Genomic DNA, 13,847 nt, shown 5'->3' with positions numbered 1-13,847 from the left:
CGCTGGCGGCATCCTTCAGACGATGGTTTCGCTGCGATCTGCCTGGGTGTGGTTGCGAGCGCCGCGGTGCACCACCCCTTCACGCACTTCCAGGGTCACGAATTCGCCCAGGCGCAGGTCGGTGGTGGCGTTGGCCACACCCACGATCACAGGCACCCCCAGCCTCTGGGCGATCACGGCAGCATGGCTGTCGCAGCCGGCCTCTTCGGCGATCACGCCCTTGGCCTTGCGGATCGCATCGAGGTAGGCGGCACTGGTTTCGCGCACCACCAGGATCTCTCCGGTCTCCAGCCGTGCCGCCTCCTCGGCGGTGTTGGCCACGCGCACCCGTCCGCTGACCGAGCCATTGCCGATGCCCAGGCCCCGGCCCAGCACGGCTGAGACGATGCCCACCTTGACCAGATCGGTGGAGCCGCTCACGCCCGAGAGAGTGCCGGCGGTCTGAACCACCAGATCGCCCTCCTTGAGCAGCCCCCGTTCCTGGGCCACGCCCATGGCCAGGGTGAAGGTGCTGGTGGTCGACTGCTGATCACCGATCAGCAGGGGATTCACCCCCCAGACCAGCTGCAGCTGGCGGGCCACCCTCACCTCACTGGTGATCGCCAGGATCGTGGTGGAAGGACGGAACTTGCTGACATTGCGGGCGGTGGCCCCGCTCTTGGTGAGGGGAAGGATGGCGGCGGCCTGCAACTGACGGGCGATCGTGCTCACCGCCTGACTGATGGCGTTGGGGATGGTGGAAGCCATATGGCTGTCCACGACCCGGCGGGGGTAATCGCGCTCGATCCGGCGGGCGATGCGCGCCATCGTTTCCACCGCCTCCACCGGGTAATCACCCACCGCGGTTTCGTTGGAGAGCATCACCGCGTCGGTGCCATCGAGGATGGCGTTGGCCACATCGCTCACCTCGGCCCGGGTGGGGCGGGGGCAGCTGGCCATGCTGTCGAGCATCTGGGTGGCCGTGATGATCGGGATGCCCAGGGTGTTGGCCTTGCGGATCAGTTCCTTCTGCAGCAGCGGCACCTCTTCAGCCGGCATCTCCACGCCCAGGTCGCCCCTGGCCACCATCACTCCATCGCAGAGGGGCAGGATCGCGTCGATCTGATCGATCGCCTCGAACTTCTCGATCTTGGCGATCACCGGCGTGCTGTACCCCTGAGAGCTGATCAGCTCGCGGATCTCCTGCATGTCGGAGGGGTTGCGCACGAAGCTCAGGGCGACCCAGTCGACCTCCTGCTGGAGGCCAAAGCTGAGGTCTTCCCGGTCCTTGGTGGTCAGCGCGCGGATCGAGAGCTGCACGTCAGGGAAGTTCACCCCCTTGTTGTTGGAGAGCACCCCGCCCACCACCACGGTGCAGTGCAGGGTCTGCTCGGGGATGTCCACCGACTTGACCACCATCTCGACGCGGCCATCGTCGAGAAGGATGCGGCTGCCGGCGGTCACCTCATCGGCCAGGCGGTCGTAGGTGATCGTGGCGATCGACTGGTTGCAGCTCACCGGCCGGGAGGTGAGGGCGAAGGGGTCGCCGTTGGCCAGGGTGATCGGACCACCCTCGAAGCGTCCGAGGCGGATCTTCGGACCCTGGAGATCCTGGAGGATGCCCACATGGATGCCCAGCTCATGGGCCACCTGACGGATCGTGGCGATCCGGGCGGCATGTTCGGAGTGGTCCCCGTGGGAAAAATTGAGTCGGAACGTGGTGGCCCCCGCCTGGATCAGGTCCCGCAGTCGCTGGGGGGACTCCGTGGCTGGACCGATCGTTGCCACGATCTTGGTGCGACGCGACAGATCGGGCTGCGCCATCGGAAGAGCCGAAGGTTCAGGCGGAAACTACCATCCGGTCCCGCCCCTCTCCTGCCGCCGATGGTGCGGAACCTATGGATCTGAACGACTACCAGCTCCAGGCCCGCAGCACCGCCCGCTACCCCGACGTCGGTGCCAATCCCATTTACCCCACCCTCGGACTCTGCGGTGAAGCCGGTGAAGTGGCCGACAAGGTCAAGAAGGTGCTGCGGGACCGCGGCGGGGTGTTCGAGCCCCAGCTGGTGGAGGATCTGGCCCTGGAACTCGGCGATGTGCTCTGGTACGTCGCCCAGCTGGCCAGCGAACTGGGGCTGGAGCTCGACGACGTTGCCCAGGCCAATCTGGCCAAACTGGCTGGACGGGCGAAGCGTCAGACGCTTGGGGGCAGTGGCGATCACCGCTGAGGGCTGCTACGGCGGCCGAGGCCCCCTGCTCACCAGCTAGAGCCGCCCGCTGAATCCCTTGAGTCCCAGGTGCCCCATGACCCGTTCAGGCCCTCGTCGATCGCACCTGCCCAAGGCGCTGGCCCTGCTGCTGGCGCTGTTGCTGCTGCTGGCCCCTGCTGCGCCGGCCTGGGCCATTGATCTTTCTGTGACTGAGATCAGCCTGGAGCCATGCCCGGCGGCTGACCCTGGCTCCCAGCCGGAGCTCAAACGTCCGAGCGGGGCCAGCTGCTACGCCCTGCGCGGAACCGTGAACAATCCCCGCTCCCAGTCGGTGATCGACACCGATCTGTTCGCGGTGATCAGTGACAGCAGCGGTGAACCGGTGCTGCAGAACCGGACCCGGGTGGGCTCGATCGGTGACATTCCCCCCGGAGAATCGAGCTTTGCCTTGCGCCTGGCGGTGCCGGCCGGCACCCCTGGGCCCCTGCAGGTCAGCCACGCCAAGGCCAGGGGGTTCAACGCCCCGGTGCGGGTCAGGGCCGGTGTGGATGATGAACTGCTGCCCCTCGAGCAGGCCCTGCCCGATGCTTCCTAGCGGGTCCAGCTCTCAGCGCTTCAGTATCCGAAACCTCCCATCAGGGATCCACTGAGGTTGCCCAGCAGCCCCTGGACCAGGCTCAGAGTGATGAAGGCGACGATGGCCGAGAGGTCAAGACCGCCCAGGGGGGGGATCAGACTGCGGAAGGCGTTCAGGTAGGGATCGGTGATCGAGCTCACGGTGCTCAGCACCGGGTTGCTCCAGTCGAGGTTGGGGAACCAGCTCAGCAGCACCCGCACCAACAGCACCAGGCTGTAGATGCTGAGGGTCTGCGCCAGCACAGCCAGGATCTGGCTCAGGATCATCATGGGCAAGGCCTGAAGTGAATAGACACCGACTCTATGCAGCCTCGTTGCCCTTCGCCCTTTCCTCAGGGGTTGGGGCAGCCTCGGTCACCTGGGTGACGGCGAAGGTGCGGTGGAACTTGTCGCTGAGGCTGATCCAGTAGGAGCGGCCATCGCTCTGGCGCCGTCGCTCGATGAAGTCCTGGGCCAGCAGTTCCTTGATGTGGTCGTAGGCGCCCGATCCACGCAGCTCCACCAGATCCGACTGCAAAATGCGCCGCTTGAGGGCCACAGTCGCCAGGGTGCGCAGGGTGGCGGTGGAGAGGTCCACCGGCAGCAGCGTCTGAACAAGATCGGCGTGACTGTCGCGCAGCTGCAGGCTGAAACGCTGACCGTCCTGACGGATTTCCAGGGCCGTGTCCCGGTGGGCGTAGTCCGCCATCAGGGTGATCAGAGCCAGCTCGACGGCGTCGCGATCGATGGGCTCACTCAGGCCGATCGAGGCGATCTCGGCGAGCTCGCCCAGGTTGAGGGGGCGGCCCTTGAGATACAGAATGGCCTCAAGCCTGGCCGGCAGAGACAGAGACGCGCTGGACATGCTCTGAGCCGGCCCATCGTTGGCCGCACCGTACCGCAACTGAGCCGGGGCGGCTCAGGCCAGGGCCGGCACCGGCTGGCTGGCGGGGCCGAGGAACAACCTGTAAGCGGGATTCTGGGTCTCGTCCCAGTGGCGGTAGCCGAGGCCTGAGAGGAAGAGCTCCCAGGCGCCGGAATCCTGCTCCTCCACCTGCACCCCCACCACGATGCGGCCCACGTCGGCCCCCTGGTTTCGGTAGTGGAAGATGCTGATCGACCAGTTGGGGTGGAGGGCATTGACGAAGGCCATCAGCGCCCCCGGCCGCTCGGGAAATTCGAAGCGGTAGAGCAGTTCCCGCGGCGGTGTCCCGCCGCCGTGGCAGGCCGCTTCAGGCAGGCGCCCACCCACCATGTGGCGCAGGTGCAGCTTGGCCAGCTCGTTGCTGCTGAGGTCAAGGCAGGGGAAGCCGCCGGCGCTGAGCTGGCCGATCAACGCCTCGGTGTCCCGGTGCCCGTCGATCTGCACCCCCAGAAAAATGTGGGCCAGGCGGTGGTCTGCCATCCGGTAGCTGAATTCGGTCAGGCTGCGGGAGCCCAGCAGCTCGCAGAGTTCGCGCAGGCTGCCAGGGCGCTCGGGAATCTCAACCGCCAGCATCGCTTCGCGCTCCTCTCCGAGCTCGGCCCTCTCGGCCACGAAGCGCAGGCGATCGAAATTCATATTGGCGCCGCAGGCCACGGCAACCAAAGTGCGCTGCTTCAGTCCTCGCCGCTGCACATCGGCCTTCATGCCGGCCACCGCCAGCGCGCCCGCCGGCTCGAGAATCGAGCGGGTGTCCTCGAAGACGTCCTTGATCGCGGCGCAGATCTCATCGGTGTCCACCGTGACCATGGCATCCACGTAGCGCTGAGCCAGGGCGAAGGTGTGCACTCCCACCTGTCGAACGGCCACCCCATCGGCGAACAGACCCACCTGCTCCAGGCTGACCCGCCGGCCAGCCGCCAGGGAGCGGGTCATGGCATCGGCATCCACCGGCTCGACACCGATCACCTCCACCTGCGGCCAGACGTTCTTGATGAAGGCGGCGATGCCGGCGATCAGCCCTCCGCCGCCCACCGCCACATAGATGACATCGGGTGGAGCTGAGCACTGACGCAGGATCTCCAGGCCAACGGTGCCCTGGCCGGCGATCACCTCCGGATCGTCGAAGGGATGGATGAAGGTGAGGCCCCGCTCCTGCTCCAGACTCCTTGCCCTCAGGCAAGCCTCGTCGTAGGTGTCTCCGTGCAGGACCACCTCGGCACCGCGGTCAGCCACGGCACGCACTTTCATCGCTGGTGTGGTGAGCGGCATCACGATCACGGCGTGAGAGCCCAGCTTCTCGGCCGCCAGGGCCACACCCTGGGCGTGGTTGCCGGCGCTGGCCGCGATCACACCACGCTTCAGTTCAAGCGGCGTGAGCTGGGCCATGCGGTTGTAGGCCCCGCGCAGCTTGAAGGAGAACACTGGCTGGAGGTCTTCGCGCTTGAGCAGCACGGTGTTGCCGAGTCGCCGCGACAGGTTGGGGGCTGGATCGAGTGGCGACTCGATCGCCACGTCGTAGACCCGTGCCCGCAGAATGCGCTGCAGTATGTCGTCCATGACTCCAGTCTGCCGGTCAGCAGAACGGTCGGCCTCAGGAATGGTGACCGTTGCCCCCATTCCTCCTGAGGCAGGCCGTAGATTGAATTCTCAGAACTGATCAGGGTATGCATCTCAGCGAGCTGAGCCATCCCAACCAGCTGCATGGCCTCAGCATCGGCGAGCTAGAAGCCATAGCTCGTCAGATTCGTGAGAAGCATCTGGAAGTGGTGTCCACCAGCGGCGGTCATCTCGGGCCAGGGCTGGGTGTGGTCGAACTCACCCTTGCCCTCTACCAGACTCTCGACCTCGACCAGGACCGGGTGGTCTGGGACGTGGGCCACCAGGCTTACCCCCACAAGCTGGTCACGGGGCGCTATCACCAGTTCCACACCCTGCGTCAGCAGGGAGGCGTGGCTGGCTATCTCAAGCGAAGCGAGTGCGGCTTCGATCACTTCGGGGCCGGTCACGCCTCCACCAGCATTTCAGCGGCCCTGGGCATGGCCCTGGCTCGCGACCGCCGCGGCGAGGATTACAAGTGCGTGGCCGTGATCGGTGATGGCGCCCTCACCGGAGGCATGGCGCTCGAAGCGATCAATCACGCCGGGCACCTTCCCAAGACCCCGCTGCTGGTGGTGCTGAACGACAACGACATGTCGATATCAGCCCCGGTGGGCGCCCTCTCCACCTACCTCAACCGCATGCGGCTGAGCCCGCCGCTGCAATTCCTCTCCGGCAGCGCCGAGGAGGCCTTCAAGCATCTGCCGTTCATGCACGGGGAGCTTCCGCCAGAGCTCGAGCGGCTCAAGGAGAGCATGCGCCGGCTGGCGGTGCCCAAGGTGGGCGCCGTGTTCGAGGAGCTTGGCTTCACCTACATGGGTCCGATCGACGGCCACGACATCGCCGAGATGGTGCGCACCTTCACGGCCGCCCACCGCTGCGAAGGTCCGGTGCTGGTCCATGTGGCCACGACCAAAGGCAAGGGCTATCCCTACGCTGAGGCCGACCAGGTGGCGTACCACGCCCAGTCGGCCTTCGACCTCAAGACCGGCAAGGCCTTCCCCTCCAGCAAGCCGAAACCCCCCAGCTACAGCAAGGTCTTCGGCCAGACCCTGGTCCGCATCTGTGAACAGGACCCCACCGTGGTTGGGATCACGGCGGCCATGGCGACCGGCACCGGCCTCGATCTGCTCGAGAAGGCCCTGCCCAAGCAGTATTTCGATGTGGGCATCGCTGAGCAGCATGCCGTCACCATGGCGGCGGGCATGGCCACCGCTGGGCTCAAGCCGGTCGTGGCGATCTACAGCACCTTTCTCCAGCGCGCTTACGACCAGCTCATCCACGACGTGGGCATCCAGAAGCTGCCGGTGACCTTCGTGCTCGATCGGGCCGGAATCGTGGGCGCTGATGGTCCCACCCACCAGGGCCAGTACGACATCAGTTATCTGCGGGCTGTGCCCAATTTCACGGTGATGGCCCCCAAGGACGAGGCGGAGCTGCAGCGGATGCTGGTCACCTCGATTGGCCACGACGGCCCCTGTGCCATCCGCTTCCCGCGCGGCGAAGGCGAAGGGGTGCCCTTGATGGAAGAGGGCTGGGAGCCTCTGGAGATCGGCCACGGTGAGCAGCTGGCCGATGGCGATGATCTGTTGATCGTGGCCTACGGCGCCATGGTGGCGCCCGCCATGGCCACGGCCGGTCTGCTGCAGGAGCAGGGCATCAGGGCCGCGGTGGTGAATGCCCGCTTCCTGCGCCCCCTCGATGAAAGCCTGATCCTGCCCCTGGCCCGCCGCATCGGCCGGGTGGTGACGATGGAAGAAGGTGCTCTTCCCGGAGGGTTTGGAGCGGCGGTGGTCGAATCTTTCAACGACCACGAGTTGATGGTGCCCGTGTTCCGCATCGGCATCCCCGATCAGCTGGTGGACCATGCCAGCCCGGATCAGAGCAAGAAAGCCCTCGGGCTCACCCCGCCCCAGATGGCCGACCGCATCCTGCAGCGCTTCCCCCTGCTTGGGATCCAGCGCCAGCCGGCGGTGGTCTGAATCGCCGCATAGGCTCAGGCCGCTGCTGGATTCACGCTCAACAAAAAGGGCGGGTGTGAAGCCCGCCCTTTTTTTGTGATTGCTTTGATCGTCGGTTCGGGCCTGCGAAAATCAGGCCCGAGACTGGACTTCAGAGCACGCCGCGGGAGGCCAGGCCCTGGATGGCGCCGATGCCGAAGATGTGACCCAGGCTGGTGGTGGCCAGCAGGGAGGCGTGGCTCAGGCCGCCGAAGAACTGGGAGTTGGGCAGCTGGGCACCCTCGGAGGGGTACTTGATGGTGGCCTTGCCGATGCCGATGGCGATCACGTTGCAGACAATCATCACCAACGCCACCTTCGGCGACCAGGTCAGCGAGGCGGGCGCCATGGCGAGAAGAGGAGTGATCATGGACGATCTGAAACTGACGCCCCATCTTGCGGGGGAACCGCTGACTGTTCACCGGCGCTTAAGACTTGTTCACTGCTCAGGCCCGTTGTTCAGACTCACGGCATCGCTTTCAGTCTCCGGAGCTGATGGCTCCTTGCCGCCACGGCTGAAGCCCCAGAGCACCAGCAGGTTGGCCACCGTCAGGAAGACCTCTGCCCCTCCATGGAGGGGGTCCACATCAGCGAGTTGCTGGCCGTAGCGCTGCTCCGCCACCACAGCAGCGCCGATCGTGACGGCCACGAACACCAGGGTGAACTGGAAGCCGCGCAGGGCCAGGGGCGGGAAACGCCCGCTGGCTCCGGCCCAGCGCAGGAAGGCCAGATAGGGCAGCAGCGACAGCACGAACAGGGGGCCGGGATCAACTGACGCCAGAACCTCAAGGACATTCATGACCGGCTCCTTTCGGGTAGCAGCGTCCAGGCTGCCGCTGCCAGGGCCACGTTGCCCAGCAAGGTGGTGCCGGCCTGGAAGACCACGAGACCCTGGAGCTCCCGGGGGTTGTCGAACAGGTGCCAGGTGCAGGCGGCCATGGCGCTCACCAGCGCCGGCAGCATGGCCAGGGCCAGCCAGCGCCATTCCGTTTCGCCGCGCCGCTCACCCCAGCGGATCACGGCCGCCATCGCCAGGACCCACTCCAGCACCGAGGCCACATGGATCCACCAGGTGGGCAGTGAAAGGGCATGCATGGCGCCCGGCACCCAGATGGAACCGCAATGTACGGAACCCAGGGCCCGAGCGGAGAGTCGGCCACGACGTGCGCCCCGTTGCCCCTCAGGCTCAGCCTCGTGGCTGGCTTCTCAGCGCTGCTGGCACTGAGGGCTGGCCACGAGACGGTGGAGGCTTTGAGCAGCTTGCGGCAGCGGACCCTCGTGGGCCTCAGCTACCTGGTGTTCAGGCCACCGGCGCAGGCTAGGTCCAGCTCAATAAAAAAACCGCCCGTGAGAACGGGCGGGTTCAAGTGATGGCAGTGAATGGAGTTCAGCCGAGGCCGATCTGGCCGAGGATGCCCTGACCGGTGAGAAGCTCGGTGGCAAGGCCAATCACGAAGCCGAGCATGGCAAGGCGGCCATTCCAGGTTTCGGCGAAGGAGACGAAACCGAAGCGGGAATCGGAGGTGGTCATCGAGTGTGAAGCGTTGACTGTAACAGCAAGTAAAGGGTTTTGGCTACTGCCTGGGGGATTGGTCTCGGCTCCCCCTGGGCCTGGGTACGCCGTCCACGTTCTCGTAACCTCTGCGCAGGTTGGATCGGGAGTCTGGTGGCACCAGAGCGCAAGAGGGTTCAACCGCTGCTCTGCGGCTACTACGGCGAGCACAACCTGGGCGACGATGCCCTGCTCACCGCCCTGCTGGCCCAGTTGCCCGAGGGCTGTGATCCGCTCGTGACCGCCTTCGATCAGGGGGAGGTGGAGCAGCGCCTGGGGGTGCGCACCTGTGCGCGAAGGGATTTCGCGACTGTGCGTCGTGCTCTCGATCGGTGTGACGCTCTTGTGTTGGGGGGCGGCAGTCTGCTTCAGGACGCCACCAGCTTCCGCAGCCTCCTCTACTACGCCGCCCTGATCATCTCGGCACGGCTTCAGGGAAAGCCTGTGCTGCTCTGGGGCCAGGGTCTGGGGCCTCTGCGCCGGCGCCGCAGTCGCCTGCTGGTCAGGAGATTGCTGACCCTGGTGCAGGCCAGCAGTTGGAGGGATCCAGGATCAGCGGGCCTGGCCGCTGCCTGGGGAAGGCCAGGTCAGCTTGGCAGTGATCCTGTCTGGTCGTTGGCGACAAGGCCCTGGCATGGTCAAGGTGGCCCTCTGGTGCTCTGCTGGCGGCCCACCCAGCTGTTGGAGGGCTCGCGCTGGACGCCCCTGCTGGCGGCCCTCGACGCTGTGGCGGCCGCTGCGGATCGGGAGGTGATCTGGCTGCCATTTCACCGGGATCAGGACCGGGGCCTGCTCGCTGCATTGCAGGACCAGGGGCTTGTCCCCCAGCGGCTCTACCGCCGCAGCCGGGAAGAGCTCGTGGCCACGCCCGAGGAGGCGATGGAGATCTTCTGCGGCTCCGCACTGGTGCTCTCGATGCGGCTGCACGGGCTGATCGTGGCGGCACTGGCCGGTGCACCCCTGGCCGCCCTCAGCTACGACCCCAAGGTGCGCGCCGCGGCTGACGCCCTGGCGTGTCCCTGTCTCGATCTGGACCAACCCCAGGATTCTGTCAACCTTGAGCGGGACTGGCTACAGCAACTGGATCAGCCCCCCCAGCCGCAGAAGGTGGTGGGACTGCGCCGGGACACAGCCGTCCACGGCGAGTTGCTGAGGCGCTGGCTGGGGCGCTGAACTGTGTTCAGTTTCAGTTCAAAGAGCCGGCAGCAGCTGAGGCCATCGCCACTGGAATGCGCGGCACTGGGAAGCCGTTGGCCCCGAGCACGTCGACAATCATGCGGTTGGTGTCGAAATAGACCTGCCAGTAGTTGGAGGTGTGGGTGTAGGGCCGCACGGCAAGCTTCGGACCGCGCTCGCTGAACTCCAGCACTTCCACATCGCCAGGCATGCCCTTGAATTGATTGGGTACCGTGGCCAGTCCTGCTTTGAGCAGGCTGATCGCCTTGGCCACATCGGCGCTGTTGTCGAGCTGGGCCACCAGTTCCACCCGGCGGAAGTCATGCACGGAGTAGTTCTGGATGGTGTCTCCGAACAGTTTGCCGTTGGGCACGATGTTGCGCACGTTGTCAGGAGCCAGCATGGAGGTCACGAACATGCCGATCTCTTCGACAGTGCCGGTGACGCCGGCAGCCGTGATGAAATCGCCGACGCTGAACGGACGGAACACCTGCAGGAACACCCCGGCGGCGAAGTTGCCGAGCATGCCGCTCCAGGCCGCCCCGATCGCCACGCCGGCGCCGGCCAGCAGAGCGGCGAAGCTGGCTGTTTCAATCCCGAAGAAGCCGAGGATGGCCACCACGAGGATCACCCGCAGCACGGCGCCGAGGATGTTCAGCAGGTAGGAGATCACCGTGGCATCGAGGTTGCTGCTACGCAGTGCCCCCCGGGTCAGCTTCATGGCGAACTGGATCAACCAGCCACCAACGATCCAGAGGGCTACCGCCCCCACCAACTTGAACAGGAACGGAACGACCGTGGTAGCGATCAGAGCAGCAATATCCGGCACGGAACTCAGAGAAAGACAGGATCACCCTCAACGTTGAACGTCTATTACGTCAACAACGCTGTTGGCAATTGGAAACATTGGCTGCCCTGCCATGCTCCGCCTAAAAGCCGATCAAGCCTGGAGACGGGAGAGTTCATCGAGCACCTCCCGGCTGTGGCCCTGGGGGCGGACCGCCACCCAGCGGGCCCTGAGCACCCCGTTCGGGTCGATCAGAAAGGTATGCCGCTGGGAGAAGGGGGCGATCCAGGATCCATAGCGCTGGCTGACTGCCCCGCCGGGGTCGGAGAGCAAGGGAAACACCAACCCTTCGCTGTCACAGAAGGAGGCATGGTCAGCAACGTCATCAGCGCTGACACCAACCACCTGGGCATCAAGCCGATGGAACTGCTCCAGATCGCGCTGAAAACCGCGCGCTTCAAGGGTGCAGCCGCCTGTGAAATCCTTGGGATAGAAGTAAAGCGCCAGCCATCTGCCCTTGAGGTCGCCGAGAGAAAGGCTGCCGGATGGGTCGAGATCAGGGCCGAATCCAGGCAGACAAAAATCGGGCGCTGGCTGATCAAGGGGCGGCAGGGTCCCACCCAAGGCGTTTGCTTTGAGAGGCAAGCCGAGCAAGGGAGCCACCAAGCCAGGAACTAAAAGGGCCTCACCGGCGTGAACGAGCGCTCCTTCCAGGAGTTGGCGACGGTTCACGGGGTGCAGACTTCAGAGGACGATCAGATCTTGGCCAGGTTGATGCCCAGTTCGCGGGCATAGGCGCCAAGACCTTTTTTCTGGATCGTGCGCAAGGTGCTGGTGGCGACCCTCAGCTTCACCCAGCGGTTGCCCTCCGCCCACCAGAGCCGGCGTTCCTGCAGGTTCACCTGTTGGAGTTTCTTGGTGCGCACGTGGGAATGGCTGACAGCCATGCCGTTGTTGGCGCGCTTGCCGGTGAGCTGACAAACCCGTGACATGAAGGCAACCGAAACGCAGTGAACAGGCAAGCTCCAGCAAAACTGGATGTTGCCAAGAGTCCACCTTAACAAAGGGGGTGGCCCTACAACGGACTGCATCAGACGAGGCCCCGCTCCATCAGGCGGCCCATCAGTTCAGCGCTGCGCTGCTGGAAGCCGGCCAGCTGGTTGGGCTCCAGTCCTCCCACGGCGAGGCGGGCCATGTCGTGGAGATGGCGGCTGAGATCGCTGGCCAGCTGCTGACTGGGTGACGCCCCACCTGCGGCGGTGATCACCGAGCCGGCCGCGAGCTTGAGCAGCCCCTCCACCAGCGGATGGCGGCGGTTCACCAGCAGCACGTGATGGTCGGGCAGCCCCGGCAGTCGTTGCTCCATCAGGGCACCCATGTCGTTGAGGCGACGCATCTGCTCGGGCAACAGGATCAGGGCCGCAGGGGCGTTCTCCCCTTTCAGGGCCTGCACCTGGATGGTGATGCGTTCATCGCCTAGGGCGGTCTTGAACAGTTCCCGCAGCTGCTCGGAGCTGTCCTTGCCCTCGGCATCCACCAGCTCGCTCTCCTGCTCGCGCAGGCTGTCATCAAGCTCGGCATCGACCCTGCGGAAGCTGAGCTCCTCGTGGCGGGCCTCCAGCCAGGGGATGAACTGGGCGTCGATCAGGGTGTCGGCCAGCAGCACTTCCGACCCCTCTCCCTGCCAGAGGGCCAGGGGACCGGCCTGGGACGCTTCATCGGTGCAGTAGAGGATGCGCTTCTGATCCTTCTCACCGAGGCGGCTGCGGTAACCCGTGAGAGTGGTGTAGGCCTTGTCGCCAGCGGCGATGGGGTCGGTATCCGCGGCGGCGGCGGTGGTGCCGAACAGGATCAGCTCGGCCACCTGATCGGCGAATTTCTCGTCCTCCATGGCGCCGATCTTGATGAATGGGGCGATTCCTTCCCAGATCTCGGCATAGCGGGCGGGCTCATCGCGGTGCAGCTCCTTGAGCCGGTCCCCCACCTTCTTGGCCACGAAGCCGCCGATGGAACGCACACGCCGATCCGTCTGCAGCGCGCTGCGGCTCACGTTGAGGGGGATGTCGGGGGAATCGATCACGCCGCGCAGGGGTAGCAGGTAGCGGGGCACCACCTCCTTGATCGAGTCGCTCACGAACACCTGGTTGCAGTAGAGGCGGATCTCGCCTTTCTCCCAGTCGGCCCGGCCGGTGATCCTGGGGAAATAGAGGATTCCCTGCAGGGTGTAGGGGTAGTCGGTGTTGAGGTGCACCCAGAGCAGAGGATCGCCCTGGAACGGGTAGAGGTAGCGGTAAAGGGCGATGTAATCGTCGTCGCTCAACTCCCGCGGGTTTTTGCGCCAGGGCGCCTCCCGCTTGTTCACCGTTTCGCCCTCCAGCTGCACGGCCACCGGCAGGAAGTCGCAGTAGGTGGTGATCAGCGAGCGGATGCGGGCCGGCTCTATGTACTCCAGCTCCTCCTCCTGGAGGTGCAGGATCACATCGGTGCCGGGTTCGGCGCGTTCACCAGATTCCAGACTGAAGTTGGGGGAGCCGTCACAGCTCCAGAGCACGGCTTCGGCCCCGGCGCGGGCACTGAGGCTCACCAGCTCCACCTTGGCCGCCACCATGAAGCTGGAATAGAAGCCAAGACCGAAATGGCCGATGATTGCGTCGTCTTCGCGCTTGTATTTCTCCAGAAACTCCTCGGCACTGGAGAAGGCCACCTGGTTGATGTAGCGCTTCACCTCATCGGCCGTCATGCCGATGCCGTTGTCGCTGATGGTGAGCGTCTTCGCTTCCCTGTCGATGCGGATCTGAATTTTGCCTTCCTCACCCTCGTTGCAGTCGCCAGCCATAGCGGCCATGCGGCGCTTGCTGATCGCATCGACACCGTTGCTGACCAGCTCCCGCAGAAACACCTCATGGCCGGAATAGACGGCCTTTTTGATGATTGGGAAAATGTTTTCGGTGTGGATCTGAATCTGGCCTTGTTCCAGCACCGTCATGGCAAATGAAGGATGAATCTT

General features: G+C 65.1%; 16 protein-coding genes. 4 read left to right on the top strand and 12 right to left on the bottom strand.

Annotated elements, in window-relative coordinates; translation table 11 throughout:
* Window positions 1-15: 15 nt before the first annotated feature.
* Window positions 16-1,803 (bottom strand): pyruvate kinase, encoded by a 1,788-nt coding sequence (gene pyk / locus CJZ82_RS01375; protein ID WP_094553980.1) that lies wholly within the window; start codon window positions 1,801-1,803, stop codon window positions 16-18.
* Between the two features lie 74 nt (window positions 1,804-1,877).
* Between pyk and CJZ82_RS01370 the strand changes: the two genes are divergently transcribed.
* Together CJZ82_RS01370 and CJZ82_RS01365 are read left to right on the top strand one after the other, a co-directional pair.
* Window positions 1,878-2,207 (top strand): nucleoside triphosphate pyrophosphohydrolase family protein, encoded by a 330-nt coding sequence (locus CJZ82_RS01370; RefSeq protein WP_094553979.1) that lies wholly within the window; start codon window positions 1,878-1,880, stop codon window positions 2,205-2,207.
* A gap of 76 nt (window positions 2,208-2,283) precedes the next feature.
* Window positions 2,284-2,784, top strand: coding sequence for a hypothetical protein (locus tag CJZ82_RS01365; protein WP_094553978.1), 501 nt, complete (start codon window positions 2,284-2,286; stop codon window positions 2,782-2,784).
* 20 nt (window positions 2,785-2,804) lie between these two features.
* Here the strand turns inward: CJZ82_RS01365 and CJZ82_RS01360 are convergent, their stop codons facing one another.
* From CJZ82_RS01360 to ilvA, 3 genes are read right to left on the bottom strand one after another with little or no spacing between them, the layout of a single operon-like run.
* On the bottom strand, window positions 2,805-3,095 hold the full coding sequence (locus CJZ82_RS01360; RefSeq protein WP_094553977.1) for a YggT family protein: 291 nt from the start codon (window positions 3,093-3,095) through the stop codon (window positions 2,805-2,807).
* Window positions 3,096-3,126: 31 nt separating this feature from the next.
* Window positions 3,127-3,669 carry an SMC-Scp complex subunit ScpB gene (gene scpB / locus CJZ82_RS01355; RefSeq protein WP_094554134.1) on the bottom strand — a complete coding sequence of 181 codons (543 nt, stop codon included), beginning with the start codon at window positions 3,667-3,669 and terminating at the stop codon, window positions 3,127-3,129.
* A 54-nt stretch (window positions 3,670-3,723) separates the two neighbouring features.
* The gene (ilvA, locus tag CJZ82_RS01350) at window positions 3,724-5,286 is read right to left on the bottom strand and encodes a threonine ammonia-lyase, biosynthetic (RefSeq protein WP_094553976.1); all 1,563 of its coding nucleotides are present in this window, start codon (window positions 5,284-5,286) and stop codon (window positions 3,724-3,726) included.
* 107 nt (window positions 5,287-5,393) lie between these two features.
* On the opposite strand from ilvA, the gene dxs reads away from it, so the two are divergent.
* Window positions 5,394-7,307: a 1-deoxy-D-xylulose-5-phosphate synthase gene (gene dxs / locus CJZ82_RS01345; protein ID WP_094553975.1), complete on the top strand. Its 1,914-nt coding sequence runs from the start codon at window positions 5,394-5,396 to the stop codon at window positions 7,305-7,307.
* 130 nt (window positions 7,308-7,437) lie between these two features.
* Here the strand turns inward: dxs and psaK are convergent, their stop codons facing one another.
* The 4 genes from psaK to CJZ82_RS01320 all read right to left on the bottom strand — a co-directional run bounded on the left by psaK (window position 7,438) and on the right by CJZ82_RS01320 (window position 8,856).
* Window positions 7,438-7,695, bottom strand: coding sequence for a photosystem I reaction center subunit PsaK (gene psaK, locus CJZ82_RS01340; protein ID WP_094553974.1), 258 nt, complete (start codon window positions 7,693-7,695; stop codon window positions 7,438-7,440).
* Window positions 7,696-7,764: 69 nt separating this feature from the next.
* Window positions 7,765-8,124: a DUF3593 domain-containing protein gene (locus CJZ82_RS01335; protein ID WP_094553973.1), complete on the bottom strand. Its 360-nt coding sequence runs from the start codon at window positions 8,122-8,124 to the stop codon at window positions 7,765-7,767.
* Entirely contained in the window at window positions 8,121-8,420 is a 300-nt protein-coding gene (locus CJZ82_RS01330) for a DUF2499 domain-containing protein (protein ID WP_094553972.1), read from the bottom strand. The genes CJZ82_RS01335 and CJZ82_RS01330 overlap by 4 nt, the downstream gene beginning before the upstream one ends.
* Window positions 8,421-8,712: 292 nt before the next feature.
* Window positions 8,713-8,856, bottom strand: coding sequence for a chlorophyll a/b-binding protein (locus CJZ82_RS01320; RefSeq protein WP_094553970.1), 144 nt, complete (start codon window positions 8,854-8,856; stop codon window positions 8,713-8,715).
* A gap of 135 nt (window positions 8,857-8,991) precedes the next feature.
* Between CJZ82_RS01320 and csaB the strand changes: the two genes are divergently transcribed.
* Window positions 8,992-10,050: a polysaccharide pyruvyl transferase CsaB gene (gene csaB, locus CJZ82_RS01315; RefSeq protein ID WP_094553969.1), complete on the top strand. Its 1,059-nt coding sequence runs from the start codon at window positions 8,992-8,994 to the stop codon at window positions 10,048-10,050.
* A gap of 13 nt (window positions 10,051-10,063) precedes the next feature.
* On the opposite strand, the gene CJZ82_RS01310 is transcribed toward csaB, so the two are convergent.
* The 4 genes from CJZ82_RS01310 to htpG form a co-directional block, all read right to left on the bottom strand.
* On the bottom strand, window positions 10,064-10,882 hold the full coding sequence (locus CJZ82_RS01310) for a mechanosensitive ion channel family protein (RefSeq protein ID WP_233129955.1): 819 nt from the start codon (window positions 10,880-10,882) through the stop codon (window positions 10,064-10,066).
* Between the two features lie 111 nt (window positions 10,883-10,993).
* The gene (locus CJZ82_RS01305) at window positions 10,994-11,572 is read right to left on the bottom strand and encodes a peroxiredoxin (RefSeq protein ID WP_094553968.1); all 579 of its coding nucleotides are present in this window, start codon (window positions 11,570-11,572) and stop codon (window positions 10,994-10,996) included.
* A 23-nt stretch (window positions 11,573-11,595) separates the two neighbouring features.
* Window positions 11,596-11,832 (bottom strand): 50S ribosomal protein L28, encoded by a 237-nt coding sequence (gene rpmB / locus CJZ82_RS01300; protein ID WP_094553967.1) that lies wholly within the window; start codon window positions 11,830-11,832, stop codon window positions 11,596-11,598.
* A gap of 98 nt (window positions 11,833-11,930) precedes the next feature.
* On the bottom strand, window positions 11,931-13,826 hold the full coding sequence (gene htpG / locus CJZ82_RS01295; RefSeq protein WP_094553966.1) for a molecular chaperone HtpG: 1,896 nt from the start codon (window positions 13,824-13,826) through the stop codon (window positions 11,931-11,933).
* Window positions 13,827-13,847: the final 21 nt, after the last annotated feature.

The organism is Synechococcus sp. 1G10, assembly GCF_002252625.1.
Lineage (GTDB): Bacteria > Cyanobacteriota > Cyanobacteriia > PCC-6307 > Cyanobiaceae > Regnicoccus_A.
The sequence above is the reverse complement of the archived record's forward strand: the minus strand, read 5'-3'. Positions and strand labels throughout refer to the sequence as shown.

Excerpts from the sequence above, each read along its gene's own strand:
- pyk (WP_094553980.1), bottom strand. The coding sequence starts at position 1,803 with ATGGCGCAGCCCGATCTGTCGCGTCGCACCAAGATCGTGGCAACGATC.
- CJZ82_RS01370 (WP_094553979.1), top strand. The coding sequence starts at position 1,878 with ATGGATCTGAACGACTACCAGCTCCAGGCCCGCAGCACCGCCCGCTAC.
- CJZ82_RS01365 (WP_094553978.1), top strand. The coding sequence starts at position 2,284 with ATGACCCGTTCAGGCCCTCGTCGATCGCACCTGCCCAAGGCGCTGGCC.
- CJZ82_RS01360 (WP_094553977.1), bottom strand. The coding sequence starts at position 3,095 with ATGATGATCCTGAGCCAGATCCTGGCTGTGCTGGCGCAGACCCTCAGC.
- scpB (WP_094554134.1), bottom strand. The coding sequence starts at position 3,669 with ATGTCCAGCGCGTCTCTGTCTCTGCCGGCCAGGCTTGAGGCCATTCTG.
- ilvA (WP_094553976.1), bottom strand. The coding sequence starts at position 5,286 with ATGGACGACATACTGCAGCGCATTCTGCGGGCACGGGTCTACGACGTG.
- dxs (WP_094553975.1), top strand. The coding sequence starts at position 5,394 with ATGCATCTCAGCGAGCTGAGCCATCCCAACCAGCTGCATGGCCTCAGC.
- psaK (WP_094553974.1), bottom strand. The coding sequence starts at position 7,695 with ATGATCACTCCTCTTCTCGCCATGGCGCCCGCCTCGCTGACCTGGTCG.
- CJZ82_RS01335 (WP_094553973.1), bottom strand. The coding sequence starts at position 8,124 with ATGAATGTCCTTGAGGTTCTGGCGTCAGTTGATCCCGGCCCCCTGTTC.
- CJZ82_RS01330 (WP_094553972.1), bottom strand. The coding sequence starts at position 8,420 with ATGCATGCCCTTTCACTGCCCACCTGGTGGATCCATGTGGCCTCGGTG.
- CJZ82_RS01320 (WP_094553970.1), bottom strand. The coding sequence starts at position 8,856 with ATGACCACCTCCGATTCCCGCTTCGGTTTCGTCTCCTTCGCCGAAACC.
- rpmB (WP_094553967.1), bottom strand. The coding sequence starts at position 11,832 with ATGTCACGGGTTTGTCAGCTCACCGGCAAGCGCGCCAACAACGGCATG.
- htpG (WP_094553966.1), bottom strand. The coding sequence starts at position 13,826 with ATGACGGTGCTGGAACAAGGCCAGATTCAGATCCACACCGAAAACATT.